General features: G+C 62.2%; 25 protein-coding genes and 1 tRNA gene. 5 read left to right on the top strand and 21 right to left on the bottom strand.

All coding sequences use genetic code 11. The annotated features are described in order from the left end of the window. The first annotated feature begins 118 nt into the window (after nt 1-118). Together JW897_RS03185 and tyrS are read left to right on the top strand one after the other, a co-directional pair. Nucleotides 119-1348, top strand: a complete 1230-nt coding sequence (locus JW897_RS03185; RefSeq protein WP_048414242.1) for an amino acid permease — start codon at nt 119-121, stop codon at nt 1346-1348. 71 nt (nt 1349-1419) lie between these two features. Next, nucleotides 1420-2694 carry a tyrosine--tRNA ligase gene (tyrS, locus tag JW897_RS03180; RefSeq protein WP_205465138.1) on the top strand — a complete coding sequence of 425 codons (1275 nt, stop codon included), beginning with the start codon at nt 1420-1422 and terminating at the stop codon, nt 2692-2694. Nucleotides 2695-2810: 116 nt separating this feature from the next. On the opposite strand, the gene JW897_RS03175 is transcribed toward tyrS, so the two are convergent. The 11 genes from JW897_RS03175 to gmk all read right to left on the bottom strand — a co-directional run bounded on the left by JW897_RS03175 (nt 2811) and on the right by gmk (nt 13032). After that, nucleotides 2811-3512 carry an FCD domain-containing protein gene (locus JW897_RS03175; protein WP_048414240.1) on the bottom strand — a complete coding sequence of 234 codons (702 nt, stop codon included), beginning with the start codon at nt 3510-3512 and terminating at the stop codon, nt 2811-2813. Between the two features lie 273 nt (nt 3513-3785). Beyond that, nucleotides 3786-3864 (bottom strand) — tRNA-Ile (locus tag JW897_RS03170). Nucleotides 3865-3973: 109 nt separating this feature from the next. Continuing rightward, nucleotides 3974-5905 (bottom strand): RNA polymerase sigma factor RpoD, encoded by a 1932-nt coding sequence (rpoD, locus tag JW897_RS03165; protein WP_048414239.1) that lies wholly within the window; start codon nt 5903-5905, stop codon nt 3974-3976. Between the two features lie 164 nt (nt 5906-6069). Beyond that, nucleotides 6070-7854: a DNA primase gene (gene dnaG / locus JW897_RS03160; protein WP_048414238.1), complete on the bottom strand. Its 1785-nt coding sequence runs from the start codon at nt 7852-7854 to the stop codon at nt 6070-6072. A 46-nt stretch (nt 7855-7900) separates the two neighbouring features. After that, nucleotides 7901-8347: a GatB/YqeY domain-containing protein gene (locus JW897_RS03155; protein ID WP_205465137.1), complete on the bottom strand. Its 447-nt coding sequence runs from the start codon at nt 8345-8347 to the stop codon at nt 7901-7903. A gap of 188 nt (nt 8348-8535) precedes the next feature. Continuing rightward, nucleotides 8536-8748, bottom strand: a complete 213-nt coding sequence (gene rpsU, locus JW897_RS03150; protein ID WP_039756346.1) for a 30S ribosomal protein S21 — start codon at nt 8746-8748, stop codon at nt 8536-8538. Between the two features lie 129 nt (nt 8749-8877). Then, nucleotides 8878-9672, bottom strand: a complete 795-nt coding sequence (locus tag JW897_RS03145; protein WP_205465136.1) for a thiazole synthase — start codon at nt 9670-9672, stop codon at nt 8878-8880. Between the two features lie 27 nt (nt 9673-9699). Continuing rightward, the gene (gene thiS, locus JW897_RS03140) at nt 9700-9903 is read right to left on the bottom strand and encodes a sulfur carrier protein ThiS (RefSeq protein WP_048414235.1); all 204 of its coding nucleotides are present in this window, start codon (nt 9901-9903) and stop codon (nt 9700-9702) included. 1 nt (nt 9904) lies between these two features. Beyond that, a complete protein-coding gene (locus JW897_RS03135) occupies nt 9905-12061 on the bottom strand; it encodes a RelA/SpoT family protein (RefSeq protein ID WP_205465135.1) in 2157 nt (718 codons plus the stop codon). A gap of 20 nt (nt 12062-12081) precedes the next feature. Beyond that, entirely contained in the window at nt 12082-12288 is a 207-nt protein-coding gene (gene rpoZ, locus JW897_RS03130; protein ID WP_019103869.1) for a DNA-directed RNA polymerase subunit omega, read from the bottom strand. Nucleotides 12289-12405: 117 nt separating this feature from the next. Next, nucleotides 12406-13032 carry a guanylate kinase gene (gene gmk, locus JW897_RS03125; protein ID WP_205465134.1) on the bottom strand — a complete coding sequence of 209 codons (627 nt, stop codon included), beginning with the start codon at nt 13030-13032 and terminating at the stop codon, nt 12406-12408. Between the two features lie 164 nt (nt 13033-13196). Here gmk and JW897_RS03120 point away from each other — a divergent pair, with 164 nt between their 5' ends. After that, nucleotides 13197-14492, top strand: coding sequence for an NCS2 family permease (locus tag JW897_RS03120; RefSeq protein WP_048414232.1), 1296 nt, complete (start codon nt 13197-13199; stop codon nt 14490-14492). Nucleotides 14493-14595: 103 nt separating this feature from the next. Next, nucleotides 14596-15144 carry an adenine phosphoribosyltransferase gene (locus tag JW897_RS03115; protein WP_205465133.1) on the top strand — a complete coding sequence of 183 codons (549 nt, stop codon included), beginning with the start codon at nt 14596-14598 and terminating at the stop codon, nt 15142-15144. Nucleotides 15145-15203: 59 nt separating this feature from the next. On the opposite strand, the gene JW897_RS03110 is transcribed toward JW897_RS03115, so the two are convergent. The 4 genes from JW897_RS03110 to JW897_RS03095 all read right to left on the bottom strand — a co-directional run bounded on the left by JW897_RS03110 (nt 15204) and on the right by JW897_RS03095 (nt 17785). Further along, the gene (locus tag JW897_RS03110; RefSeq protein WP_205465132.1) at nt 15204-15956 is read right to left on the bottom strand and encodes a hypothetical protein; all 753 of its coding nucleotides are present in this window, start codon (nt 15954-15956) and stop codon (nt 15204-15206) included. A gap of 71 nt (nt 15957-16027) precedes the next feature. Next, complete coding sequence (locus JW897_RS03105; RefSeq protein WP_156187838.1) at nt 16028-16321, bottom strand: DUF1700 domain-containing protein; 294 nt, start codon at nt 16319-16321, stop codon at nt 16028-16030. A gap of 34 nt (nt 16322-16355) precedes the next feature. After that, nucleotides 16356-17444, bottom strand: coding sequence for a DUF1700 domain-containing protein (locus JW897_RS03100; RefSeq protein WP_205465131.1), 1089 nt, complete (start codon nt 17442-17444; stop codon nt 16356-16358). Beyond that, nucleotides 17441-17785, bottom strand: coding sequence for a PadR family transcriptional regulator (locus tag JW897_RS03095; RefSeq protein ID WP_048414228.1), 345 nt, complete (start codon nt 17783-17785; stop codon nt 17441-17443). The genes JW897_RS03100 and JW897_RS03095 overlap by 4 nt, the downstream gene beginning before the upstream one ends. Nucleotides 17786-18102: 317 nt before the next feature. On the opposite strand from JW897_RS03095, the gene JW897_RS03090 reads away from it, so the two are divergent. After that, the gene (locus JW897_RS03090) at nt 18103-19140 is read left to right on the top strand and encodes a patatin-like phospholipase family protein (RefSeq protein WP_048414227.1); all 1038 of its coding nucleotides are present in this window, start codon (nt 18103-18105) and stop codon (nt 19138-19140) included. A gap of 63 nt (nt 19141-19203) precedes the next feature. Here the strand turns inward: JW897_RS03090 and arcC are convergent, their stop codons facing one another. The 6 genes from arcC to JW897_RS03060 all read right to left on the bottom strand — a co-directional run bounded on the left by arcC (nt 19204) and on the right by JW897_RS03060 (nt 26106). Then, nucleotides 19204-20148: a carbamate kinase gene (gene arcC, locus JW897_RS03085; protein ID WP_019103860.1), complete on the bottom strand. Its 945-nt coding sequence runs from the start codon at nt 20146-20148 to the stop codon at nt 19204-19206. A 132-nt stretch (nt 20149-20280) separates the two neighbouring features. After that, on the bottom strand, nt 20281-21291 hold the full coding sequence (locus tag JW897_RS03080; RefSeq protein ID WP_019103859.1) for an ornithine carbamoyltransferase: 1011 nt from the start codon (nt 21289-21291) through the stop codon (nt 20281-20283). A 133-nt stretch (nt 21292-21424) separates the two neighbouring features. Further along, nucleotides 21425-22657 (bottom strand): arginine deiminase, encoded by a 1233-nt coding sequence (locus JW897_RS03075; RefSeq protein ID WP_019103858.1) that lies wholly within the window; start codon nt 22655-22657, stop codon nt 21425-21427. A gap of 85 nt (nt 22658-22742) precedes the next feature. Next, the gene (gene arcD / locus JW897_RS03070) at nt 22743-24182 is read right to left on the bottom strand and encodes an arginine-ornithine antiporter (protein WP_048414226.1); all 1440 of its coding nucleotides are present in this window, start codon (nt 24180-24182) and stop codon (nt 22743-22745) included. Nucleotides 24183-24685: 503 nt separating this feature from the next. Next, nucleotides 24686-24814: a DUF3149 domain-containing protein gene (locus tag JW897_RS03065; RefSeq protein ID WP_019103856.1), complete on the bottom strand. Its 129-nt coding sequence runs from the start codon at nt 24812-24814 to the stop codon at nt 24686-24688. Nucleotides 24815-25077: 263 nt separating this feature from the next. Further along, nucleotides 25078-26106: a CDP-6-deoxy-delta-3,4-glucoseen reductase gene (locus JW897_RS03060; RefSeq protein ID WP_048414225.1), complete on the bottom strand. Its 1029-nt coding sequence runs from the start codon at nt 26104-26106 to the stop codon at nt 25078-25080. Nucleotides 26107-26117: the final 11 nt, after the last annotated feature.

Genomic DNA, 26117 nt, shown 5'->3' with positions numbered 1-26117 from the left:
CCGCTCCCGGCCTGGCCGGGAGCGTTTTTTTTCATCACCAGACCCCACACCGACTATGAGTTTGTCCGGTTTTTACGAACGCATCCTTCTCTTCATCAAGGATGGTTGAGGATTCCACATGCAAGTCAATTTCAAGGCCGTCGGGGCCACCTTGCTGATCTCCGGCACCATGCTGGGCGCCGGCATGCTGGCGCTGCCGCTGGTGTCCGCCGGCATGGGCTTCGGCTATGCCTGCCTGACCCTGTTTCTGATCTGGGCGTTGATGACCTACACCGGCCTGATGCTGCTGGAGGTCTGCCTGTCCTTCCCCGAAGGCTACGGCTTCGACGCCATCGCCCGCTCGCTGTTCAAGGCCAAGGGCAGCTATCTGATCAACGCCAGCCTGCTGCTGCTGCTCTACGCGCTCTCCTCCGCCTATATCTCCGGCGGCGGCTCCACCTATCAATCCAGCCTGCACCAATACCTGGGCCTGGCCCTGTCTCCCGGCCAGGTCTCGCTGGCCTTCACCGCGCTGATCGGCGGCATCGTCTTCGCCAGCACCACGGCGGTGGACAAGGTCAACCGGCTGCTGTTCAGCCTGAACATCCTGATCTTTCTCGCGCTCAGCGCGGTGATCCAGCCCTATGTCGACACCGGCAACCTGTCGGAAAGCACGGACTCGGCCAAATACATGCTGGCCGCCATCCCGATGTTTCTGACCGCCTTCGGTTTTCACGGCAGCGTGCCCAGCATGGTCAAATACCTGGGCCGCGACCAACCGCGCACGCTGCGCAACGTCTTCATCGCCGGCAGCCTGATTCCCATGGGCGTCTACCTGCTGTGGGTGTTCAACACCCTGGGCGCGCTGCCGCGCTACGGCAGCCACAGCTTCCAGGCCATCTCCGCCCACAACGGTTCGGTGGGCATGTTCCTGGACGAATTCCACGCGCTGGTGCCCACGCCGCAAGTGCCTTCCCTGCTGTCCGCCTTCTCGTCCATCGCGCTGTTCACCTCCTACCTTTGCGTGTCGCTGGGCCTGTTCGACGCCATGGCCAGCACCCTGAAACGCGGCGACGGCCTGCGGCAGCGGCTGCAGACCGCGCTGATCACCTATCTGCCGCCGCTGGGCTTCGCGCTGTTCTTTCCCGGCGGCTTCGTCGCCGCGCTGGGCGCCGCCGCCATCTTCCTGGTGATTCTCGCCATCCTGTTCCCGGCGCTGGCCCTGATCAAACTGCGCCGCCAGGACAACTACCGTCCCGGCTACCAGGTCAGCGGCGGCGGCACCCTGCACTGGGCGATAGGCGGTTCCGGCCTCGCCATCATCTTGTTCCAGATCCTGGTGATGCAAGGACTGCTGCCCGTGTTCTGACGGTGCCCCCGCGCCGTCGTCCGGACGCGCGGCCAGCACGGCCGCGCGCCGCAATCATGGAGGTAAACGAAATGAAGCAATCGACCCTGATCCGGGATCTGCAGCAACGCGGCCTGATCGCGCAGGCCACCGACGCGGACGCGCTCGACGCGCTGCTGTCCCGGGAAACGGTCACCCTGTACTGCGGCTTCGACCCCACCGCCGACAGCCTGCACCTCGGACACTTGGTGCCGCTGCTGCTGCTCAAGCGCTTCCAGATGGCCGGGCACCGCCCTATCGCCCTGGTCGGCGGCGCCACCGGGATGATAGGCGACCCCAGCTTCAAGGCCAGCGAGCGCAAACTCAACACCGCGGACGTGGTGGCCGGCTGGGTGGACAAGATCCGCCGCCAGGTGGAGCCCTTCCTCCGCTTCGAAGGCGACAACGCCGCGCTGATGGCCAACAACCACGATTGGTTCGCCGACATGAGCGCGCTGGACTTCCTGCGCGACGTCGGCAAGCATTTCTCGGTCAACGCCATGATCAAGAAGGAATCGGTGCAGCAGCGGATCCACCGCGACGATGTCGGCATCTCCTTCACCGAGTTCGCCTACAGCCTGCTCCAGAGCCACGACTTCGTGGAACTGAACCGCCGCTTCGGCTGCAAGCTGCAGATCGGCGGCTCCGATCAATGGGGCAACATCACCGCCGGCGTCGACCTGGTCAGACGCGTGACCCAGCAACAGGCCTTCGGCCTGACCATGCCCTTGATCACCAATAGCGACGGCACCAAGTTCGGCAAAAGCGAAGGCAACGCGGTCTGGCTGGACCCGAGCAAGTGCTCGCCCTACGCCTTCTATCAGTTCTGGCTGGGCGCGGCCGACGCCGACGTCTACCGCTTCCTGCGCTACTTCACCTTTTTGTCCAATGAAGAGATCGAGGCCGTCGAGGCGGAGGACCGCGCCTCCGGCGGCAAGCCGCGGGCGCAGCGCATCCTGGCCGAACAGGTGACCGAGCTGGTTCACGGCCCGGACGCGCTCGCCGCCGCCCAACGGATCACCCTCAGCCTGTTCGACAACGAGGTGGAGCGGCTCAGCGCCGCGGACTTCGCTCAACTGGCCCAGGACGGCGTGCCGCGGCTGGCGCTGCCGCCGCAGTCCACGCCGCTGATCGACGCCTTGGCGGCCAGCGGCCTGGCCGCGTCCAAAAGCGAGGCCCGCACCCTGCTGCAAAGCGGCGCGGTCAGCGTCAACGGCGTCCGGGCGGACGCGCTGGACGCTCGCCTCGAACAGGACGACCGCCGTCATCAACGCTATACGCTGTTGCGGCGCGGCAAGAAACAGTACTGTCTGCTGATTTGGGAATGAGCGCGCGGAAACGCGCGCAACGGCCCGGACGCTGAAACGCCGGGCTCGCCCCGCCCTGACGCCTGACGGCGGATGGGCGGGAACGCCGGCCGCGGAGGGGCCCGCGAGCCGGTGAGCTAGCGGGGCAGGAAAGCTTCCGTGCTCAGGCCTTCCACCACCTGCATCACGTGGGAATAGTGTTGATCCAGCAAGTGCAGCGTCCGCTCCGCGTCCCTGGCCAGCACCGCCTGCATGATGGCCTGATGCTCGCCTTCGTCGCTGTAGCGCTTGGACGCCGGCAGCACCGGATCGAACCAGATGTGGCGGTAGCGCTCCAGCCGGTTGTACAAAGACTCCATCACCTCCAGGATCACCGGCGAGTGGCTGCCGCTGATGATGGCCAGATGAAACGCCATGTGGCGGTCCGCCCAGTCCTGCAAATCCACATTGGCGTCGTTCAGGTCTATCCGGCTCAAACGATGGTAGCTGGCCAACACCTCCAGCTCCCAGGCCTCGTCGCCCTGCTCCAGCGAGCGGCGCACCGCCTCTTCCGCCAGCACTCGGCGCACCAGCAGGATGTCGTAAAGCTCATGGCGGGAAATCGGCGCCACCCAAAAGCCGCGCTGCGGCTCCATCAGCACGTATTTGCACCAGCTCAGGCGCAGCAGCGCCTCCCGGATCGGAGAACCGCCGGCATCGTAGCGCGCCTTGAGTTCGTGCAACAGCAGCTTCTGCGACGGGCGGTAGACGCCGAGCAGAATGTCCCGGCGCAACTCCTGGAATACCTTGTCGGCCAATGTGGCGTTGCTGCTTGCCGCCTTTTTTTCCTTCTGGGGCATTCGGTCTTTTCCACACGAGATTGCGCAATGATGCGCGAAACGCTAGATAGTAACTTAAAACGGCGCAGCATATTGATTTTCCCCATCGGCATAGCGGGAAAATAGTTAAAAGCTACGTCGATCCGGCACGGAGATCTGCGGGCGGGGAAGCGTCCAGCGGAAGAGGCGGACAGGGCGTCTCGACCGCGACGCGGCCGGCAAACAAAAAAGCCGACTCAAGCGTCGGCTTCTGATGTGAATCGCCAAGAACCGCCGCATTCCGCGTGGGAGTCTTGGTGGGCCCCCGGGGAGTCGAACCCCGCACCAACGGATTATGAGTCCGCTGCTCTAACCAGGCATGAGCTAGAGGCCCAGAGCTGCGCATTATAACAGCCAAAAAGCAAAACCCCAAGCGTCGAATACCGACGGCTTGGGGTTTTCGTCCGGCTCAGGCTTTTAGCCTAGGCCGAGGTCGCATCGAGTCACTGACCGCCCGGCTCGTTGTCCAGGAAGCTGCGCAGGCGTTCCGAGCGGGTCGGGTGACGCAGCTTGCGCAGGGCCTTGGCTTCGATCTGGCGGATGCGCTCGCGAGTCACGTCGAACTGCTTGCCCACCTCTTCCAGCGTGTGGTCGGTGTTCATGTCGATGCCGAAGCGCATGCGCAGCACCTTGGCCTCGCGCGGCGTCAGCGTGTCCAGCACCTCCTTGGTCGCGTCCTTCAGGCTGGAATACATCGCAGCGTCGGACGGCGCCAGGTTGTTCTGGTCCTCGATGAAGTCGCCAAGATGGGAATCGTCGTCGTCGCCGATCGGGGTTTCCATGGAGATGGGCTCCTTGGAAATCTTCATGATCTTGCGAATCTTCTCTTCCGGCATCTCCATCTTTTCCGCCAGCTCGGCCGGATCCGGCTCGTGGCCGGTTTCCTGCAGAATCTGACGGCTGATGCGGTTCATCTTGTTGATGGTCTCGATCATGTGCACCGGAATGCGGATGGTGCGCGCCTGGTCCGCGATGGAGCGGGTGATCGCCTGGCGAATCCACCAGGTGGCGTAGGTCGAGAACTTGTAGCCGCGGCGGTATTCGAACTTGTCCACCGCCTTCATCAAACCGATATTGCCTTCCTGGATCAGGTCGAGGAACTGCAGACCGCGGTTGGTGTACTTCTTGGCGATGGAGATCACCAGGCGCAGGTTGGCCTCGATCATCTCTTTCTTGGCGCGGCGCGCCTTGGATTCGCCCGCCGACATCTGGCGGTTGATTTCCTTCAGCGCCTTGATCGGCAGCATCGCGCGATCCTGCAGCTCGGACAGCTTGGTCTGCTTCTCGATGATCGCGTATTTGAAGCGGGTCAAGGCTTCCGCCCAGGCCTTGCCGGAATGGATCTCGTCTTCCACCCAGTCAAGATTGGTCTCGTTGCCCGGGAACACCTTGATGAAGTGGGCGCGCTCCATGCGCACGCGGCTGACACAGATATCCTGGATGTCGCGTTCGTAAGTGCGGATTTCGTTGACGCGGCTGCGCAGCGAGTCGCACAGGCTTTCCACCTGACGGGTGGAGAAGCGCACCAGCATGAACTCGGTGGTGATCGCGTCCTGCAGCTCCAGGTATTCCTTGCTCTGCGCGCCCTTGGCCGAGAGCACCTTGACCATCTTGTCGAACAGCATACGCACGCCGGTGAAGTGCTCCAGCGCTTGCTGCTTCAGCTCTTCCAGGTTGACGCCGGCGGCGTCGGCGGCGTCGCCGTCCTCATCCTCCTCCTCGTCTTCCTCCTCGGCTTCAGCGTCGAGCAGTTCGTCCTCGTCCGCCGGTTCGGCGAACGCGGCCTCGTCCTCGGACGGCGCGTTCAGATCGATGAAGCCGTCGACGACCTCGTCCACGCGCACTTCGTCGCGGCCGACGCGCTCCACCAGCTCCAGCACTTCGGCGATGGTGCCCGGACAAGCGGAAATCGCCTGGATCATGTACTTCAGGCCGTCTTCGATCCGCTTGGCGATTTCGATCTCGCCTTCGCGGGTCAGCAGTTCCACCGAGCCCATTTCGCGCATATACATGCGCACCGGGTCCGTGGTGCGGCCAAATTCGGAATCCACCGAGGACAGCGCCGCTTCGGCTTCTTCCACGGCGTCTTCGTCGGCCACCGGCGGGGTGGCGTCGGACATCAGCAGGGTGTCCGCATCCGGCGCCTCGTCGTAAACCTGGATGCCCAGACCGGAAATCATCGTGACGATGTTTTCGATCTGCTCGGCGTCAGACACGTCTTCCGGCAGGTGGTCGTTGATTTCCGCGTAGGTCAGATACCCACGCTCCTTGCCCAAGGCGATCAGCTGGCGCAGGCGTTTACGCTGCTCTTCCAGGCTCATCACTTCGGTTTCGTTTTCCTGCACGTCTTTTTGATTTTCGGGAGAGGCCGCCATTTCGCTTCCTGCTTGAAATAAGCCGAAAAAAACAGTTGATAATAACACAAGCAAACAACGCTGTTTGTGTAGCCCTGCGGGGCGCTTTTAAAACCGCGGCATCGCTTTCGGCAATCCGGAGCTTGCGCCCGATTGCTCCGCGATCCGCCGCGACGGCGACGTCGTCAAGCGTTCGGCGCCAGCAAATCCCGCAGCAATTCCCCTAGCAATCTGACTTCTTCCGGAGTCAGGCCTTCGTTCCGGTCCTTTTGTTTTAGCCGCTCCACCTGAGTTTGATGCAGCAATTTCAGGAGCTTGGCCGCGCCGTCCTGGAACTGCTGTCTATCCTCCTCGCTGGGATCGGCGAACTCGTCCGGATCCTGCATGGCCTGCTGCAGAACACTATCCACCAGCCCTTCGTATGGAGTGCCACGCAGGCTTTCCATCAATTGCGCCGTATTCGGCGGCTGGTCGTGCCCTTGCACGCATTCGGCCAACATGGCAAAACAGGCAAGCTCGTCGGACAGTGCCATGCTGTCCGGCAAACGCACATCGCCGGCCCAACCAGGGTTCAACAGCAGCCATTTGATCAGGCGCGTTACCATGGAGGACTGTGGCGGGCGATGCGATACCTCCGGCAAACGGTGCTCCCGCTTGCCTTTGCGCTCCGACTTCCTTTGGCCCGTCGTCAACATGTCGAATTCGTCGACATCCACACCGGCGAGTTCCGCCAGTCTTTTCTTGATGATGAAGCCCAGTGCCGGAGCGGCAATCTGCGCCAGAAGGGGCGCGGCCTGACGAATCAGATCGGCCTTGCCTTCCGGCGTGGTCAGGTTCACCTCGCGACACAATTCGCGGGTGAAGTAAACGGACAGAGGCAGGCTCTGCTCTTCCAATACTTTTTCAAAGGCCTCGGCGCCGAACTCGCGGATATAGCTGTCCGGATCGTGCTCCTGCGGCAGGAACAGAAAATTCAGCGCCTTGCCGTCCTGCAATTGCGGCAGGCTGTTTTCCAGCGCGCGCCAGGCCGCCTTTTGGCCGGCCTTGTCGCCGTCGAAGCAGAAGTACACCTGGTCCGCGTGGCGCATCAGCTTGCGCGCGTGCTCGCCGGTGGTGGCGGTGCCCAGCGTGGCCACCGCGTAAGCGACGCCGAACTGGGCCAGCGCCACCACATCCATATAGCCTTCGACCACCAATACGCGGTTTTTATCCCGTATCGCCTGGCGCGCCTCGTAGAGGCCGTACAGCTCCCGGCCCTTTTCGAACAAGGGCGTTTCCGGCGAATTCAGGTACTTGGGCTCGCCCTTGCCCATCACCCGGCCGCCGAAGCCGATGATGGCGCCGCGCTGGTTGCGGATCGGGAACATCACCCGATCGCGGAAGCGGTCGTAACGCTGGCCCTTCTCTTCATTGACGATGACCAGGCCGGTATCGACGAGTTTGTCGTCCTGGTAGTCCGGAAACACCGCCTCCAGGTTCTGCCAGCCGTCCGGCGCGAAGCCAAGGCCGAAGCGGCCGGCCACTTCGCCGCTCAAACCCCGGCCTTTCAGATAGGAAATGGCGTTGGGCGCGGACTTCAGCTGCTGTTTGTAGTAGCCTGCGGCCATCTGCATCATCTGTTCCAGCGACAGCTTGCGCTCGCGCGCGGCGCGGCTGGCTTCCGGGTTGGCGTGGGCGCGGCTGTCCGGCACCTGCATGCCGACGCCTTCGGCCAACAGTTTCACCGCGTCGACGAAGCCCAGCCCTTGGTATTCCATCACGAAGCCGATGGCCGAGCCGTGGGCGCCGCAGCCAAAGCAGTGATAGAACTGCTTGGACGGGCTCACCGTGAACGACGGCGACTTTTCCTTATGAAACGGGCAGCAGGCCAGATAGTTCTGACCGCCCTTTTTCAAAGGGACGTAACGGTCCACCACGTCGATGATATCGACGCGGGACAACAACTGATCAACGAAATCCTGAGGGATCAAGCAAGGTCACCGATGGCGCGGGCCGACAAGCCGGCCCGCTGCCGGCTCAACCGGCCAGCTTGGCCTTGATGCAGGCGGACACCTGCGCCATGTCGGCGCGACCGGCCAATTGCGGCCGCAACAGCCCCATCACCTTGCCCATGTCCTGCATGCCGGCGGCGCCGCTGTCGGCGACGGCCTTGGCCACCACCGCGTCGACCTCCTCGGCGGACAGCTGCTGCGGCATATAGGCCATCAGCACGTTCATCTCGAATTTTTCCTTGTCGGCCAGGTCCTGACGCTGGGCCGCCTCGTACTGGCTGACCGAATCGCGGCGCTGCTTGAGCATCTTGTCGATGACGGCGACGACGCCGGCGTCGTCCAGCTCCACGCGCTCGTCCACTTCCTTCTGCTTGATGGCCGCCAGCAACAGGCGAATGGCCGCCAGTTTGTCGCTTTCCCGCGCTTTCATTGCAGATTTCATGTCGTCGCTGATTCGCTGCTTGAGGCTCATTGCTTGCTTTCCGGAAGATGACCGCCACCCGTCGCGGGCGGCGAGTGCGCACTTAGAGAGAGTCAAACCCTGATGACATTGGTTTTGAAGGGTTCAAAACCCATGCCGTCAGAGTCTGCAAACGGGGAACTACAAATGGCAAAACCGCAGGCTAGGCCTGCGGTCCTGCTTACTGACCAGACGAACTCTTAGTAGAGTTTCGGCGGCAGCATTTGGCTGCGGATGCGCTTGTAGTGGCGCTTAACGGCAGCGGCGTGCTTGCGCTTGCGCTCGGCAGTCGGTTTTTCGTAGAACTCGCGGGCGCGCAGTTCGGTCAGCAGACCGGTTTTTTCCACTGCGCGCTTGAAGCGACGCATTGCAACTTCAAACGGCTCGTTCTCTTTAACACGAATGTTCGGCATTGAATCTAGTATCCTTAGTTCCTAGCGTCCAGACGTGGCTGGAGCTATAAAAAACAGCATTTTAACAACGTTACGCGGTTTGGAAAAGTCTGAAGCGTTCCGACCAAGCAATCTGTGGCGCTTTACGCATCACGGCTTGACGGAAGAAATCACCCCCTCACTAGGAGAACTAGGTACTGCACTATAAAAACGTTTCGGCATCCGGCCGGCAAGATATGCCGAGCGGCCTGCTTCTACAGCCTGTTTCATGGCGTGGGCCATCAACACCGGTTGTTGCGCGGCGGCAATCGCGGTGTTCATCAGCACGCCATCGCAGCCCAGTTCCATCGCGATCGCCGCGTCGGACGCGGTGCCGACGCCGGCGTCAACCAGCACGGGAACCTTGGACTGCTCGATAATCAACTTCAAATTCCACGGATTCAGAATCCCCATCCCGGAGCCGATCAGGCTGGCCAGCGGCATGATGGCGCAGCAGCCCATTTGCTCCAGCTCGCGCGCGATGATGGGATCGTCCGAGGTGTACACCATCACGTCGAAGCCATCGGCCACCAGCACTTCAGCGGCTTTCAGGGTTTCCTTGACGTTGGGGAACAAGGTGTTCGGATCGCCCAGCACTTCCAGTTTGACCAGACGGTGGTCGTCCAGAAGCTCTCTGGCCAGGCGCAAAGTGCGAATGGCGTCGTCGGCGGAATAACATCCCGCCGTATTGGGGAGAAGGTTATACCGGTTTTTGGGCAAAAAGTCCAGCAAATTGGGTTCGCCCGCATTCTGCCCCAGATTGACTCGGCGAATGGCGACGGTGACGATTTCCGTTCCCGACGCGTCCAGCGCTTGGGCCGTTTCCTCAAAATCCCGATACTTGCCGGTTCCCACCAGCAAACGCGAATTGTAAGCCTTGCCTGCGATGATCAGTTGATCCGCCACTCCTGCACCTCTATTCAGCTTTGCCGCTCAGCCTCCGCCGACGGCCACCACGATTTCGAGTTCGTCGCCGTCGGCCAGCCCGGTGGCCGGATACCGGCTGCGCGGCACGATCTCGCCATTCTTTTCCAGCGCCACGCGCTTGCCGGCGATGCCCAGCGCCGCCACCAGCTCGGCCACGTTGGCGACGCCGGCCAGTTCTCGGCCCTCGCCGTTGATCTTGAGTTTCAGCATCTCATCTCCGTTGCACGCGCTGCACCACCGGCAGCACGCGAATGGCGCTTAGCACCCGCTCCAGATGCTCGACGCCCTCCACCTGCAGACGGAAGTGGATATTGAACAGGCCGTCGCCGTCGCGGCTGCTGTCCTGGGTGTCGGCGCTTTCGATATTGGCAGAGGCCTGCGAGATCGCGGTGGCGATGTCGGCCAGCGCGCCGCGCTCGTTGCGGGACAACACGCCGACGGTGACGCCGAACATGCGGTCGCGCTGCGCCTCCCAATTGACGTCCAGCAGCTTGTCGTGATCCGCCCGCCGCGCGTTCGGGCAGCCCTTGCGGTGTATCACCAGGCCCTGGCCCTTGGTGATCACGCCCAGGATGTCGTCGCCCGGCAGCGGGTTGCAACACGGCGACAGCTGCACCATGCCGCCCTCGTTGCCGCGTATCGTCACCGGCCCCACTTTCACTTCCTCGCCCAGCCGCTCGCCGGCCAGCTCCAGCAAGCGCCGCGCGACCACGATGGGCATCAGCTTGCCGGCGCCGATGTCGGCCAACACGTCCTGGTGCGAGGCCAGCTTCTCGCCGAAGGCGGCCAGATACTCCACCCACAGCTCCTCGCTCAGCGTCAGCGGCGTCACCGCCAGCGCGCCGATCGCCTGTTTGAGCAGCTTTTCGCCCAGACCGACCGCCTCTTCCTGCTGCAGGCTCTTCAGATAGTTGCGGATGCCGGAACGCGCGCGCCCGCTCTGCACGAAGGTCAGCCAGGACGGATTGGGCTTGGCCTGAGTGGAGGTGATGATTTCCACGGTGTCGCCGTTGCGCAGCACGGTGCGCAGCGGCACCAGCGCGTGGTTGACGCGCGCGGCGATGCAACGGTGGCCGATGTCGGTATGCACCGCGTAGGCGAAGTCCACCGGCGTCGCGCCCTGCGGCATCACCATGATTTTGCCCTTGGGCGTGAACACGTAGACCTCGTCCGGGAACAGGTCGATCTTGATGTGCTCTAGGAATTCGACCGGATCGTCGCTCTCCTCCTGCATGTCCATGATTTTCTGCAGCCACTGGTGGGTGCGCTGCTGCGCGGTGTTGACGCCGTCGCCGCTCTTGTACATCCAGTGCGAGGCCACGCCGGCCTCGGCCACGCTGTTCATCTCGCGAGTGCGGATCTGCATCTCCACCGGCGTGCCGTAGGGACCGAACAAGGTGGTGTGCAGGCTCTGATAGCCATTGCCCTTGGGAATGGCGATGTAGTCCTTGAATTTGCCGGGGATCGGCTTGTACAGGCTGTGCAAGGCGCCCAGCGCCAGGTAACAGCCGGGAATGTCGTTGACGACGACGCGGAAGCCGTAGATATCCAGCACCTCGGAAAACGACAGGTGCTTTTCCTGCATTTTCTTGTAGATGCTGTAGAGGTTTTTCTCCCGCCCCTTGATGGTGGCTTCGATATTGCTCTGCACCAGCTTCTGGCTGACGGACTGCAAGATCTTGGTCACCACCTCGCGACGGTTGCCGCGCGCGGCGCGCACCGCCTTGGACAGCACGCCGTAGCGATGCGGGTGCAGGTGCTTGAACGCCAGGTCCTGCAGCTCGCGGTAAACCTTGTTGAGGCCGATGCGATTGGCGATCGGCGCGTAGATTTCCAGGGTTTCCAGCGCGATGCGGCGGCGCTTGTCCTCGCGCATCGAATCCAGCGTGCGCATATTGTGCAGCCGGTCCGCCAGCTTGACGATGATGACGCGGATGTCGCGCGCCATCGCCAGCACCATTTTGCGGAAGCTTTCCGCTTGCGCGGTTTCCTTGGTCTGGTATTCCAGCCGCTCCAGCTTGGAGAGGCCGTCCACCAAGTCGGCGATGATCTTGCCGAATTTTTCGATCAGCGTCGGCTTGGTGACGCCGGTGTCCTCCAGCACATCGTGGAGCAGCGCGGCGGCGAGGCCCTGCACGTCCAGCCGCCACTCGGCCAGCATGCCGGCCACCGCCAGCGGGTGGGTGATGTAGGGTTCGCCGCTCTTGCGGATCTGCCCTTCGTGCGCCGCGCGGCTGACTTCAAAAGCCTGCCGCAACAGCTGGACGTCCTCCGGCTTGAGATAACGCGCGACTGACTCGAAAAACGCTTGCGCTTCGCTGTCGATCAGGGCGTTATAGTCGATTTCATCCTCGATGCCGGTTGCCATAACCCACCACCCACTTGCAATCAGGCTTTGCCGCGGCTCAGGACTTCCTTGCCGACGTGGCCGGCGGCGATTTCACGCAGCGCGACGACGGTGGGCTTATGACGGCCGGCTTCAACGAAGGGGCTGGCGCCGGAAGCCACTTGGCGCGCGCGGTAGGCCGCGGCCAGGGTCAGGTCGAAACGGTTCTGGATGCGGTCCAGGCAATCGTCAACAGTAATACGGGCCATGTGCTTTCTTTCCTCAAAGTTGCCAAGGGCGTTGTCGGTCGCCGTTCTTGCGGCCGCGGCAACGCCCAGGGGATCACTATATCTAAATTTTAGTCGACTCACCAACAAACGGTCGGATCAGCCGCCCTGCCCCATCCGCGCCAGCATCGGGGCCAGCTTGCGGCACTGGATGGCGCTGCGCAGCCGGTTGGCGCGCACCACGCTGATCAGATCGAGGCGGGCGCGCTCGAAATCGTCGTTGACCACGATGTAGTCGTACTCGGAGATCTTGTCGATCTCGGCGCGGGCCGAGGCCAGCCGGCGGCGGATCACTTCCTCGCTGTCGGTGGCGCGGCCGCGCAGACGGCGCTCAAGCTCTTCGATGGACGGCGGCGCGATGAAGATGCCGATCGCGTCGGGGAAGACTTTGCGCACTTGCTCGGCGCCCTGCCAGTCTATCTCCAGCAGGATGTCCTGCCCCACGTCCAGGCGGCCGCGTATCCACGGCGCGCTGGTGCCGTAATAGTTGCCGTAGACCTCCGCGTACTCGAGGAAATCGCCGCGCTCTATCATGGACTTGAACGTCGCCTGGTCGACGAAATGGTAATGCTTGCCGTCCACTTCGCCCTTGCGCGCCGCGCGCGTGCTATAAGAAATGGACAGCTCCACGGAAGGTTCCGCGTCTAGCAAGGCCGCCACCAGCGAGGTTTTCCCCGCGCCGGAAGGAGCGACCACGATAAAGATATTACCGGTTGGCTGGCTCATGAAAAGGTACTTCCTGCCAAATGAGTAATTCTCCAGAATACCATAAGCGCGCGCCTGCTGTTAATCGCCAAGTTATTTTCACGTCAAGATTTAGGTAAATCTCTTCAGGCTGAATAAAATGGCTCGTTTTTTTCCTACCTATCTCCTTTGGAGCGCGTTTCGCCATGCAATTCCTTGACAGCTTCTTCAAGCTGAAAGAACACGGCACCACGGTGAAGACCGAAGTCATCGCCGGCTTTACCACCTTCCTGACCATGGCTTACATCATCCTGGTCAACCCGCTGATCCTGTCGAGCACCGGCATGGACCTGAACGCCGTCTTCGTCGCCACCTGTCTGGCCGCCGCCCTCGGCACCGCCATCATGGGCCTGGTGGCCAATTACCCGATCGCCCTGGCGCCGGGCATGGGTCTGAACGCCTACTTCACCTTCAGCGTGGTCAAGGGCATGGGCCTGTCCTGGGAGACCGCGCTGGGCGCGGTGTTCATCTCCGGCATCGTGTTCCTGGCGGTGAGCCTGTTCCGCGTGCGCGAGGCCATCGTCAACGCGATCCCGCAATCGCTGAAATTCGCCATTTCCGCCGGCGTCGGCATGTTCCTCGCCATCATCGCGCTGAAGAACGCCGGCGTGATCGCGCCGCATCCGGAAACCTATCTGACCCTGGGCGACATCCACAAGCCCACCACCCTGCTGGCCGTGCTGGGCTTCTTCCTGATCGTGGCGCTGGAATACCGCAAGGTGCCGGGTTCCATCATCATCGGCATCCTGGTGGTGACGGTGCTGTCCATCGCCATGGGCCTGTCTCCGTTCAAGGGCGTGGTGGCGCCGGTGCCGAGCATGGCGCCCACCTTCATGAAGATGGACATCGCCGGCGCGCTGCAAGCCGGCCTGATCGGCGTGATCTTCGTGTTCTTCTTCGTCGACCTATTCGACACCACCGGCACGCTGGTCGGCGTGTCGCATCGCGCCGGCCTGCTCAAGGACGGCAAGCTGCCGCGCCTGAAGCGCGCGCTGCTGGCCGACTCGGTGGCGATCACCGCCGGCGCGGTGATGGGCACCTCGTCCACCACCGCCTATGTGGAATCCGCCGCCGGCACCGCCGTCGGCGGCCGCACCGGCCTGACCGCGATGGTGGTGGCCGTACTGTTCCTGGCCTCGCTGTGGCTGTCGCCGCTGGCGGCCACCGTGCCCGCCTACGCCACCGCGCCGGCGCTGTGCTATGTGGCGGTGCTGATGGCCCGCGGCCTGGCCGAAATCGACTGGAGCGATCTGACCGAATCCGCTCCGGCGGTGATGACCGCGCTGGCGATGCCGTTCACCTTCTCCATCGCCGACGGCATCGCCTTCGGCTTCATCAGCTACGCGGTGATCAAGATCCTGGCCGGCCGTTTCTCCGACCTGAAGCTGCCGGTGCTGGTGATCGCCGCGCTGTGGATCTTCAAGCTGGCTTTCTTCCACTGAAACGTCAATAATTGATGCGGACTCCTGGCCTGCCGCGCTGCGCGGCGGGCTTTTTCTTGTGGGCCGCGCGGCGACTCTCTTCATTTCGAAGTACAATAAGGCCATGGAAAACCTTAGCAATCTCGACTACTCCAGCTATCTGAAAGGCTGGATCCGCAATGTGCCGAACTGGCCGCAACAAGGCGTGATGTTCCGCGATATCACCCCGTTGCTGCAGAATCCCAAGACCTTCCGCATGCTGATCGACATCTATGTGCACCGCTACATGACGGAGAAGGTGGACCTGGTGGCGGGCCTGGACGCGCGCGGCTTCATCATCGGCTCGGTGCTGGCTTACGAATTGAACGTGGGCTTCGTGCCTATCCGCAAGCGCGGCAAGCTGCCTTTCACCACAGTGGAAGAAGAATACGAACTGGAATACGGCAACGCCGCGGTGGAAATGCACACCGACGCCTGCAAGCCGGGCGACCGCGTGATCCTGATCGACGACCTGGTCGCCACCGGCGGCACCATGATGGCCGGCTACAAGCTGCTCAAGCGCATGGGCGCCGACGTGCTGGAAGCCGCCGCCATCATCGAACTGCCCGAGCTGGGCGGCGGCAAGCTGGTGCGCGACGGCGGCCTGGAGCTGTTCACCGTCTGCGCCTACTGAGCCGGACTCGCCGGCCATGCGAACGGAGCCCATGGGCTCCGTTTTTGTTTGGCCGCGCCTTAATTCGCCTCCACCGCCACTTTCAGCGCCTGGCCGCGCGCGCTCAGCTTCAACGGCGCACCGGCGGTGCTGGGCAGCTTGCTGTCCACCGAGGCCGCCGCGCCGCGCACTTCGTACTGCAGCGTCGCGGATTTCGGCAGCGTCAGCGACAATTTGCCGGTGGTGGCGTCCAGCGACAAGGAGCCGCTGGGCTTGGCGTCGGTCAGCTTCACCTTCGCCTTCACCGCCTGGCCGTCAAAAACCATCTCGCGGCTGCTGCCCTCGAAACCCAGCGTCAGCGCCTGTCCCTTGAGCGCCAGCTTGTCGTAAGCGCCCTTGGCCTGGGCTCGGATCGCGTCGGCGGACATGGACAAGCTGGCCGCCTTGCCGTCCAGCGTCAGATCCACGGCCCGGCTGTCTACCCGGATCGCCGAATAAGCGCCGTGAATAGACCCCTTGACCGCGGCCAGCCCCAACTCCACCTGCTTGCCCGGCTTCAGATTGCCGGCGATCTCCAGCCCGCAGCCGGCGCCCAGCAGTTTGTCGTTGAGCTTGACCGTGATGGTGACCACGCCGCCCTCGCGCCTAAGCTGGGCGCTGCACTGCTTGACGTCCCAGTTGCTCTTGCTCAGATCGAGCTGATACGGCCGCTTGTCGTCCGCGCTCAGCTTGAGCACGGCGGAGTCGCCGTTGATCACCAGTTTTTCAATCGGCGCCTCCGCCGCGTGAACCGCTCCGCCGCACGCCATGCCCGCCAAGATCAAACACCGCATTGTCCCGCGCATCATCACCGCCCCCTTTCTCAAGTTGATGCCGCCGCCGTGGCCGGCGGCGGCCGTCTCCATCACTGCATGAACAGCCAGTACATCGCGACCACGCCGCAAGCGGCCGCCATCCCGCCCAAAGCGTGGCGAGTCAGCCGCGCCCACTGCGCGCTCAGCGAGCCTTGGCGCGCAAAGGCCGAGACGGTCCGCCGCCGGGAGTCCGCCAGCGCGGCGATCAGCCGGCTCTCATTGCGCTGATCGGCCACCGCGTCGCGAATGTATTCGCGATAATCGCTGAGAATCTTGCGCAGCTCAGCTTCGGGCAAGCGCTCCATGGTCAGTTGCAATTGTTGAATGCATGCGTCGTGTTTCATGTTTCTCTCCCAAATCCGGTAAAAATCTCACTCTTCACACCGCGTTGCCGCCCAAGCTCCTGCCCGCCACCAAGTCGATCTGATAACGGACGTAGTGCACCAATCCGCGCCAGGTCAGCCGCGTCAGCCATACGCAGAACACCAGCCCCAATCCACCAACCAGCAACAGCACCAGACCGCTGACCGCCGCCGACCCCTGCAGCGACAAGCCCGGAATGCCATTGATCTCGAAATGGTCCTTGCCGTCCTTCAGCGACAGCCGGTTCTCCTTGATCACCAGCGAACTCTCGCCGTCGCTCAACACCAGATCGCCCGCTTGCCCGGCCTCGCCGGCGGCGGCGGAAGCTTCCGCCGAGATCATCCGCCAGCGCAGCGAGCGGCCGTCCCCATCCTGCGCCAGCACCATGCTCTCGCCGTCGCCCGACGTCAGCGTCAGCGCGCTCAGTTGACCGCGCTCCAGGCTGACCGCGCGCTCGCCCTCGCGTTTGATCGATTGCCGCGCGGCCGCATTGCTGGCATCCACTTTCAACTCGCCGCCGTCATAGCTGACCCGCACCGGATCGCCGCTCCGCAGTTGCAGGCTGGCGGTTTCATCCTCCTCCAGCGTCAGCAGCAGCCTCCCCTGCCTCAGGGTCACGCCGTGGACCGGCTTTCCGTCGGCCTCGACTTTGAACTCGACCTTGCCATTCACGGGCGACAGGCTGGGCTCCAGCTCCGGCCAGCCGAACAGGCTGTTGCCGCCCCAGGCCGCCACCAGCGCCACCCCGGCGATCAGCAGGCTGCCGGACACCATGTAGCCGATGGACAGGCACAGCAGATAGAGCATGAAGGGCAGCGCCAGAAAGAAATTCAGCACGCCCAGGCCGGCGACCGAGGCCACCACCCTCATCAAATTGCCGAAGGAGCGATGGTTTTCCCATTGACGGTAATGCGCCTGCGCCCTCAGTTCCTTGGCCAGCTTCTGCGGGCTGCCCAGCGCGGCGACCACCTCGTCCTCGGCGCGGCCGGCTTCTTGCGCGTCGTTGAAATACTCGTGGTAGTCGGCGACAATTTCACGGATTTCCTCGGCCGGCATACCGGCCAAGGCCTGTTCCAATTGCGCCAAAAACGCTTTGCGATTCATGCTTGTTGTTCTCCCGACTTGTCTGCCGCCGGCAGGCGGCTCAGCACGCTGCCCACTTCGCTGACGAACTCCTGCCACTCGCGCCGCATCAGCTCCAGCTCCCGCTTGCCCGCCTCGGTCAGCGCGTAATACTTGCGCGACGGCCCGGACGCCGATTCCACCAGATAGGTGCTGACCCAGGATTCGTTCTGCAGCCGGCGCATCAGCGGATAAATCGTCCCTTCGCTGATTTCCATCGTGCGCGACAAGGTGCTGACCAATTCGTAGGCGTAACTGTCTGACTGGGCCAATACCGCCAATACGCACATGTCCAGGGTCCCCTTCTTCAACTGGGTTTTCATCTTGCCTTCCTTGAAACCGCCCGGTCCTTCTCGCCCAACTATCTTGCATTGCAAGATAGCTAGACGGACCAAGGCATAAATCTGCTTGTGATTGCACTATACAAACCACTACCTTGTACCGCAAGGTATCTTTCATTACCCAATGACAAATAGTTCTTGCTGCAGCTTTCTCGCAACAAATCAGAATGTCATTACTGACACCATATTGCGTTGCAAAATACGCCTTGCCATCCATAATTCAACAGCAATAATGACATTGAACTAAATATCAACCAAACCGGTTCCCACAACCGGCCACTCTTTCGACGGGGATTTCGATGGCAAAAGCAAACAGGCCCAGCATTGCGCTGGTCTTGGGCGGCGGCGCGCCCAACGCAACCTTGATGGCCGGCGCGCTGGTCGCGCTGATGGAGGCCGGCGTCGAATTCGACATCATTTCCACCTCCGGCGCCGGCGCCATCGTCGGCCTCTTGTACGCGGCGCCGCGCAAGGGCACGCCGCTGGACAATTTGCGCCGGCTGGCCGATCTAGGCGTATCCGATCCGATTTACCGGCTGCTGCCGATCAACTACAAGGTGTTCAACAAGCCCGGCCCGGCCGCCGACCTGTGGCGCAGTTGGCAAAGCCAGAATCCGCTGTTGCAGTCCATCCAGCAACAGGCCGACCAAGGGCCCTGGCAGCGTCTGCTGGCGGACTGGACCTCGCTGCTGCTGGCCACGCTGTGCCCCAGCGATCTGGGCCCCAACAGCCAAGGCCTGTGCGCGCACGTGCCCTTCATCGAGGAGATCGTGGATTTCGATCGCCTCAAGGCCATTGCGCCGCAGTTCTACCTGAACGCCTACAACATCACCCGCGGCGAGATGCGCTGCTGGGACAAGAGCGAAATCGGCCACGAGCACTTCCTGGCCGCGCTGTCCTTTCCCTTCATCTACCCGCCGTATCCGCTGGCCGACGGCGACTACATCGAAGGCGCGGCCATAGACACGCTGAACTTCAAGCAGTTGTTCCGCGATCACCCGCATATCGACTACACCCTGGTGTTCGACGTGCTGGGCAGCGACAGGCTGCTGCACCCGCCGCGCGGCCTTTACGACGCCTGGGTGCAATCCATCATCACCCCGCTGACCGAAATCGCGCGCGACGACCTGAAGCTGTTCGAGGCCTTGCACAACAAGGACGATCAAGGCCGGCCGCGCACCGAGGTGCTGAAGATCCAGTTCGACAAGCTGATTGACCCGCAGCGCCGCGCGGAAGAGTTGGACTGGTCGCACTCCAATCTGTCCCAGCTGTATCAGATCGGCTATCAGGCCGGACAGGATCTGCTCCGCCAGCACCGCGGCAAGCTGCTGGGCTAGGTCTAGACGACAAAAAGGGCTGCCTGACGGCAGCCCTTGACGCTTGGCTAAGCACCGGCGACATCAATACCAGCTGATGCCGGCTTTCTCGGTGGAGATCACGGTGCCGGCCTCGCCCTTGACGATTTTCTCGATGTCTTCCAAGGCGCCGATCACCGCTTTCTTGCCGGTCAGGCGGGCGAACTCGCAAGCCGCTTCCACTTTCGGACCCATCGAGCCGGCGGCGAAGCCCAGCTTGTCCATTTCGTCCGGATGCGCCTGCTTGATCGCCTTGGCTTCCGGCGTGCCCCAGCCGACGAACACGCTCTTCACGTCGGTGGCGATCACGAAGTAGTCGGCGTCGATTTCGCGCGCCAGCAAGGCGGAGGCCAGATCCTTGTCGATCACCGCTTCCACGCCCACCAGCTTGTCGCCCTCGTACATGGTGGGGATGCCGCCGCCGCCAGCTGCGATCACCACCACGCCTTTTTCGATCAGCCACTTGATCGGGCGCATTTCGAAGATGCGCTTCGGTTTCGGGCTGGGCACCACGCGACGGAAGTATTCGCCGTCGGCCTTCACCGTCCAGCCTTTTTCCGCGGCCAGCTTGTCGGCCTCTTCCTTGCTGTAAACCGGGCCGACGAACTTGGTCGGGTTCTTGAAGGCCGGATCCTTGGCGTCCACTTCGGTCTGGGTCAGGATGGTGGCGATCGGCACTTCGAACGGCAGCACATTGCCCAGCTCCTGCTCGACCATATAGCCGATCATGCCTTCGGTCTGCGCGCCCAGCACGTCCAGCGGGTAGGGCGTCACTTTTTCGTCCACGTGGCGGGCGTAGGCGTCGTTCTGCAGGCCCAGCAGGCCCACTTGCGGCCCGTTGCCGTGGCACATCACCAGGTTGTGGCCCAGCCGGGTCACGCCGGCCAGTTGTTCGGCGGCCACTTTGACGTTGGCGCGCTGATTGTCGGCGGTCATGGCCTCGCCGCGACGTTGCAGGGCATTGCCGCCCAGAGCTACGACGACTCGCATATTCTGTTCCTCGCTATTGCCGCGCCCGCCGTCTGCGACGGCGAGCCGCGTTCTTGATGTGAAACCGGCCAAGGTTCCCGGTCAGGGAAGCCTTGGCCGGCAAAAGTGCAGCTAGGGATGCCTAAGACCGGATCAATCGCCCAGCGTGGCCACCAGGATGGCCTTGATGGTGTGCATGCGGTTCTCGGCCTGTTCGAAGGCGATGCAGGCTTCGGACTCGAACACGTCCTCGGTCACTTCAATGCCGTTGGCCAGGTCCGGATACTGCGCGGCGATTTCCTTGCCCACCTTGGTTTCGCTGTTGTGGTAGGCCGGCAGGCAGTGCATGAACTTCACTTGCGGGTTTTCGGCGGCGGCCATCAGCGCGGCGTTCACTTGGTAAGGCTTCAGCAGCTTGATGCGTTCGGCCCAGACTTCGGCCGGCTCGCCCATCGACACCCATACGTCGGTGTGGATGAAGTCGGTGCCTTTGACCGCGGCTTTGGCGTCTTCGGTCAGCGTGATGCGCGCGCCGGTCTTGGCGGCGATTTCACGGCACTGCGCCACCAGCTCGTCGGTCGGCCACAGGTGCTTGGGCGCGCCGATGCGCACGTCCATGCCCAATTTGGCGCCGATCACCAGCAGGGAGTTGCCCATATTGTTGCGGGCGTCGCCCAGATAGGTGTAGCTGATCTGGGAGATAGGCTTGTCGCTGTTTTCCCACATGGTCAGCACGTCGGCCAGCATCTGGGTCGGGTGCCATTCATCGGTCAGGCCGTTGTACACCGGCACGCCGGCGAACTTGGCCAATTCGGTCTCCACCATGTGCTGGTCGAAGCCGCGGTATTCGATCGCGTCATACATGCGGCCCAGCACGCGGGCGGTGTCCTTCATCGATTCCTTGATGCCGATTTGCGAACCGGACGGCCCGAGGTAGGTCACGTTGGCGCCTTGGTCGTAGCAGGCCACTTCAAACGCGCAGCGGGTGCGGGTGGAGGTTTTTTCAAAGATCAGGGCGATGTTCTTGCCCTTCAGGTGCTGCTGTTCGGTGCCGGTGTACTTGGCGCGCTTCAGGTCGCGGGCCAGGTCGAGCATGTAGCGGATTTCGCGCGGGGTGAAGTCCAGCATGCGGAGGAAGTTACGGTTGCGCAGATTGAAAGCCATGATATTGCTCCTGATTAGAGTCTGGGCAAGCCGGCCGTCGTTTCCGGGGAAACCGGCGGTCAACCTGTCTTTTTGCACATGAATTTTGAGTTGTCCTCCCGGCCGCGCCCGCGGCCGGGACACTACAGCCGAATTACACTTTCACTTCGTCTCGAGTGATCGGGCAAGTCATGCAGTGACCGCCGCCGCGGCCGCGGCCCAGCTCGGAAGCCGGAATCTCGATCACTTCCACGCCGTGCTCGCGCATCAGGCGGTTGGTGTAGGTGTTGCGGTCGTAGGCCACCACCACGCGGCGATCCAGCGCCACCACGTTGTTGCCGTCGTCCCACTGTTCGCGTTCGCGCTGGTAGGCGTCGCCGCCGGTCTGGATCACGCGGATTTCCTTGAGACCCAGCGCCTGGCGCACCACTTCCACCAGGTGCACGCCCTCATGGCGTTCGAAGCGGATTTCGCCTTCGCGGTCGCCGGCGTACATGCTGGTGCATGTGATGTCGTCCACCACGTCCGGGAACAGCGACAGCAGGTCGATGTCGAGGAAGCTGAACACGGTGTCCAGGTGCATCGCCGCGCGGGACTTAGGCATCTGGCAAGCGATCACGCGAGTGGCGCCGCCTTCCTTGCCCAGCACGCGCTTGGCCACTTGCACCACCGCCTGCGGGCTGGTGCGTTCGCCCATGCCGATCAGGACCACGCCGTTGCCGATCGGCATCACATCGCCGCCTTCCAGCGTGGCCGGGCCGTGTTCCTGGTCGCAATCGCCCCACCATACTTTCACCTTGCCGGCGAACATCGGATGGAATTTGTAGATGGATTGCAGAATCAGGGTTTCCTGGCGGCGAGCCGGCCAGTACATCGGGTTCAGCGTCACGCCTTCATAGATCCAGCAAGACGGGTCGCGCTGGAACAGGCTGTTCGGCACCGGCGGCAGCACGAATTCGGACTGGTCCAGGTAGCCGCCGAACAGGCCTTTCGGGTCGAACGGCAGTTCGAACTTGGCGATGCCGCCCACCAGATGCTCGGCCAGTTGCGAAGACGGCATTTCATCCAGCCAGCTGCGCAGATCGCGCAACATGCCGATACCTACGTTGTCGGCCTTGACCTTGCGGTCCAGGATCCAGGCGCGGGAAGCCTTGTCGTCCAATACCTTGGCCAGCGCGTCGTGCACCTCCACCACCTCGATGCCGCGGGAGCGCATTTGCTCAACCATGTAGGCATGGTCTTTTTGCGCGCGCTCAACCCAGATCACGTCATCGAACAACAGGCCGTGGCAGTTGTCCGGGGTCAGGCGCTTATGCGCCAGGCCGGGACGGCACACCATCACAGTTCGCAACTTGCCGCACTCGGAATGAACACCAAACTTGGTCATGACAAACTCCTTAATGATATTGGGGGAGCTGGTGGAGGCCCGTGGATCTCGCGCGCCTCCGGTAATCTTCTTACAAGGTTCCGGCTTAGAGCGTCAGCGCTCCGGTAGCCAGTTCGTAGGCGGCGAACAAGCCCGCCACTACAATCAGTGCCGCCAGCACCGCCTCGGCGCCGGTGAACGCTTTCTCTCCGCGTTCCTTGCGAGCCCACAGGTAGAACAGCAGACCCGGGGCGTACAGCACCATGGACAGGAACAGATACTTCAGACCCGCGGCGTAGATCAGCCAAACACCGTAGACCGAAGCGACGGCGGCGATGCTGAACTCTTTGCCGCTGGATTCGCCCTGGGCGTAGCCCTCGCCGCGCTTGGCCACCAGCAAGGCGTAGCCGGAGCACAACAGGTAAGGAATCAGAATCATCGAGGTGGCCAGCGACAGCAGCGCCAGGTAGCCCGCGGAACTGAACAGCGTGATGATCAGGAACAGTTGGATCAGGCCGTTGGTCAGCCACAGCGAGGCGGCCGGGGAGCCATTGGCGTTGGTGGTGCCGAACACCTTGGGCATCACGCCGTCCTTGCCCGCCAGGTAGGGCGCTTCCGAAGCCAGCAGCGTCCAGGCCAGCAGCGCGCCGCCCACCGAAATCACCAGGCCGGCGTTCATCAGGTTGGCGCCCCAGGGGCCGATGGCTTTTTCCAGCACATAGGCGGTGGACGGGTTTTTCAGCGCGGCCAGTTCAGCTTGCGACATCACGCCCAGCGACAGCACCGACACCGCTACCAGCAGGGCGATGGTCAGCAGGAAGCCGATCACGGTGGCCTTGCCCACTTCTTTCATGTTTTCCGCACGGCTGGAGAACATCGACGCGCCTTCGATGCCGATGAACACCCACACCGTCACCAACATGGTGCTCTTGACTTGATCGACGACCGAGCCGAGTTTGGCCGAGCCCCAGAAGTCCAGATTAAAGGTATCCACTTTGAAAGCGAAGATGACCAGCAGGATGAACAGCGCCAGCGGCACCAGTTTGGCCACGGTGGTGATGGTGTTGATGAAGGCCGCGCCGTGCACGCCGCGCAACACCAGGAAATGCAAGGCCCACAGCAGAATGGACGCGCAGACGATGGCGGTGGTGGTATTGCCCTCGCCGAACACCGGGAACCAGAAGGCCAGCGCCGAGAACATCACCACAAAGTAGGACACGTTGCCGATCCAGGCCGAAATCCAGTAACCCCAGGCCGAGTTGAAGCCCATGTAGTTGCCGAAACCGGCCTTGGCGTAGCCGTAAACGCCGCCTTCCACTTCAGGCTTGCGATTGGCCAGCATCTGAAAGGCGAATGCCAGAGTCAACATCCCGAAGAAGGTAATCACCCAACCGATCAAGATGGCGCCGGCTCCGGCGCCCGCCGCCATGTTCTGCGGCAGCGAGAAGATGCCGCCGCCGATCATGGAGCCCACCACCAGAGCGGTCAGCGCGCCAAGCTTGAGCTTGGGAGCGCCGCCGCCTTGGGTTTCAGTTTCCGTAGACATTTTCGTTCTCCGTGAGAGTACATTAACCTGCAAATCTGTTGTTATATAATTAAATTCTTATCATCTGAGACAATGGTATACCTCAGATTTAGTGATCGCCAGAACAGTCGAACATCCGTTTGACCTGCATCAAATAGCGCCCCTTCGCCCTATCCCTCCCACAATGGCAATAGAACAAAAGCTTTATAGAACCCCCCCATTGGAATGACAAAATAATAAAATGCGCAGTGCACAAAATATTAATTTAACTCTTATTAAACAATTTCTAATTATTCGAACGCGCGAAAACTTGCCGGAGAGAGCGGCGCTTCGTTCAGGAAGGGAGACATCGGGGCAAGGAGAGTTGGGGAGGTCGGGTCGGGCCGCACGGCCGCGGCCGCGGCCGACGAGGAGAATCAGACCGGCGCCAACGCGCAACACGCAAAAAAAAGTGGATGCGGCCCACCACCGCATCCACCAACACACACATCAAGAGGATAAACGTATCCTGTTTGCTCAGGCGCTCACTCCGGTTTTTTCACGTTCTTGAAAATCGCCACCAGAGCGCCCAGCACCACTAAGGTGGTCACCACAATGGTCACCAGGCTTAAAATGCCGACATCGTCGGAGAGAAGCAGAGTCAGAAGTTCCATCGCCACTCCTTTTCCGGGGCCACGCCCCATATAGGTTTCTTGACCCTCATCTTAGCCAGTTGGGCCGCCCGCCCATTGACCCAAATCAAACGGCATGACCTCCAAGTTTGATGCAAGACAAATAAAAAGCCCCTGGCTCGCGCCAAGGGCTCATTTCCTAAAAATCAGCAACTTATATCATTACAGTTGTTCGTGCGGCGATACAGTTCGAATCAGTTTCGCCGCAAAAACTGGCTCACGTCATGGATGCCTGGCCGGCGTCCTCACTTGCTGCCGCCCATGTCCTTGGACAGGAAGAAGGCGTCGGAGAAGAATTCGTCCTCCGGCAAGCCGCGCTCGCGGGTGAAGCTGCCGTGCGCGGCCTCCACCATCAACGGCGCGCCGCAGGCGTAAACCTGATAGCCGGACAGGTTGTCGAAATCCTCCAGCACCGCCTGGTGGACGAAGCCGGTGCGGCCCGCCCATTCGTCGGTGGGCAGCGCGTCGGACAGCACCGGGATGAAGGTGATATTGGGGTTCTGCGCTTGCCAAGCGCCGGCCAGCTCCGCCATATAGAGGTCGGCCTTGGTGCGCGCGCCCCAGTAAAACACCATCTCGCGCTGGATGCCGCTATGGATCGCATGCTCGATGATGCCCTTGACCGGCGCGAAACCGGTGCCGCTGGCCACGAAAAGGATGGGCTTGTCCGAATCCTCGCGCAGGAAGAAGGAACCCAGCGGCCCCTTGAAGCGCATGATCTCGCGCTCCTTCATCTGGCTGAACACATAGTCGGAGAACGAGCCGCCGGGCTGATGGCGGATGTGCAGTTCCAGGAAGGCGTCGTCATGCGGCGCGTTGGCGATGGAGAAGCTGCGCTTCTTGCCATCCTTCATCAGGATGTCTATGTATTGACCGGCCTTGAACTGCAAACGCTCGGAAACCGGCAGCTTGAGCTTGAGCACCGCCACGTCGTGGATTTTTTCGATTTTTTCGACGCGGCACGGCAGGGTCTTGATCTGGATGTCGCCGGCGCCGGCCACTTCGCGCGCCTCGATGGTGATGTCGCCCTGAGGACGGGCGCAACAGAACAGCGCCATGCCCTGGGCGCGCTCGGCCTCGGTCAAGGCTTTTTCCTGGAAGCCGTCCTGGCTCACTTCGCCTTCCACTACCTTGCCTTTGCAGGCGCCGCAAGCGCCGTCGCGGCAGCCGTAGGGCAGGCCCACGCCCTGGCGCAATGCCGCTTCCAATACGGTTTCATGCGGCTCGACGCCAAATGTATGCCCGCTGGGGAGCACTTTCACCTGCGCTGTCATCTGTTTCCTCT

Origin of the sequence: Chromobacterium alkanivorans (assembly GCF_016937655.1) — a bacterium.
Classification (GTDB): Bacteria; Pseudomonadota; Gammaproteobacteria; order Burkholderiales; family Chromobacteriaceae; genus Chromobacterium; species Chromobacterium alkanivorans.
Note: the sequence above shows the minus strand (reverse complement) of the source record. Positions and strands in the feature narration are given on the sequence as shown.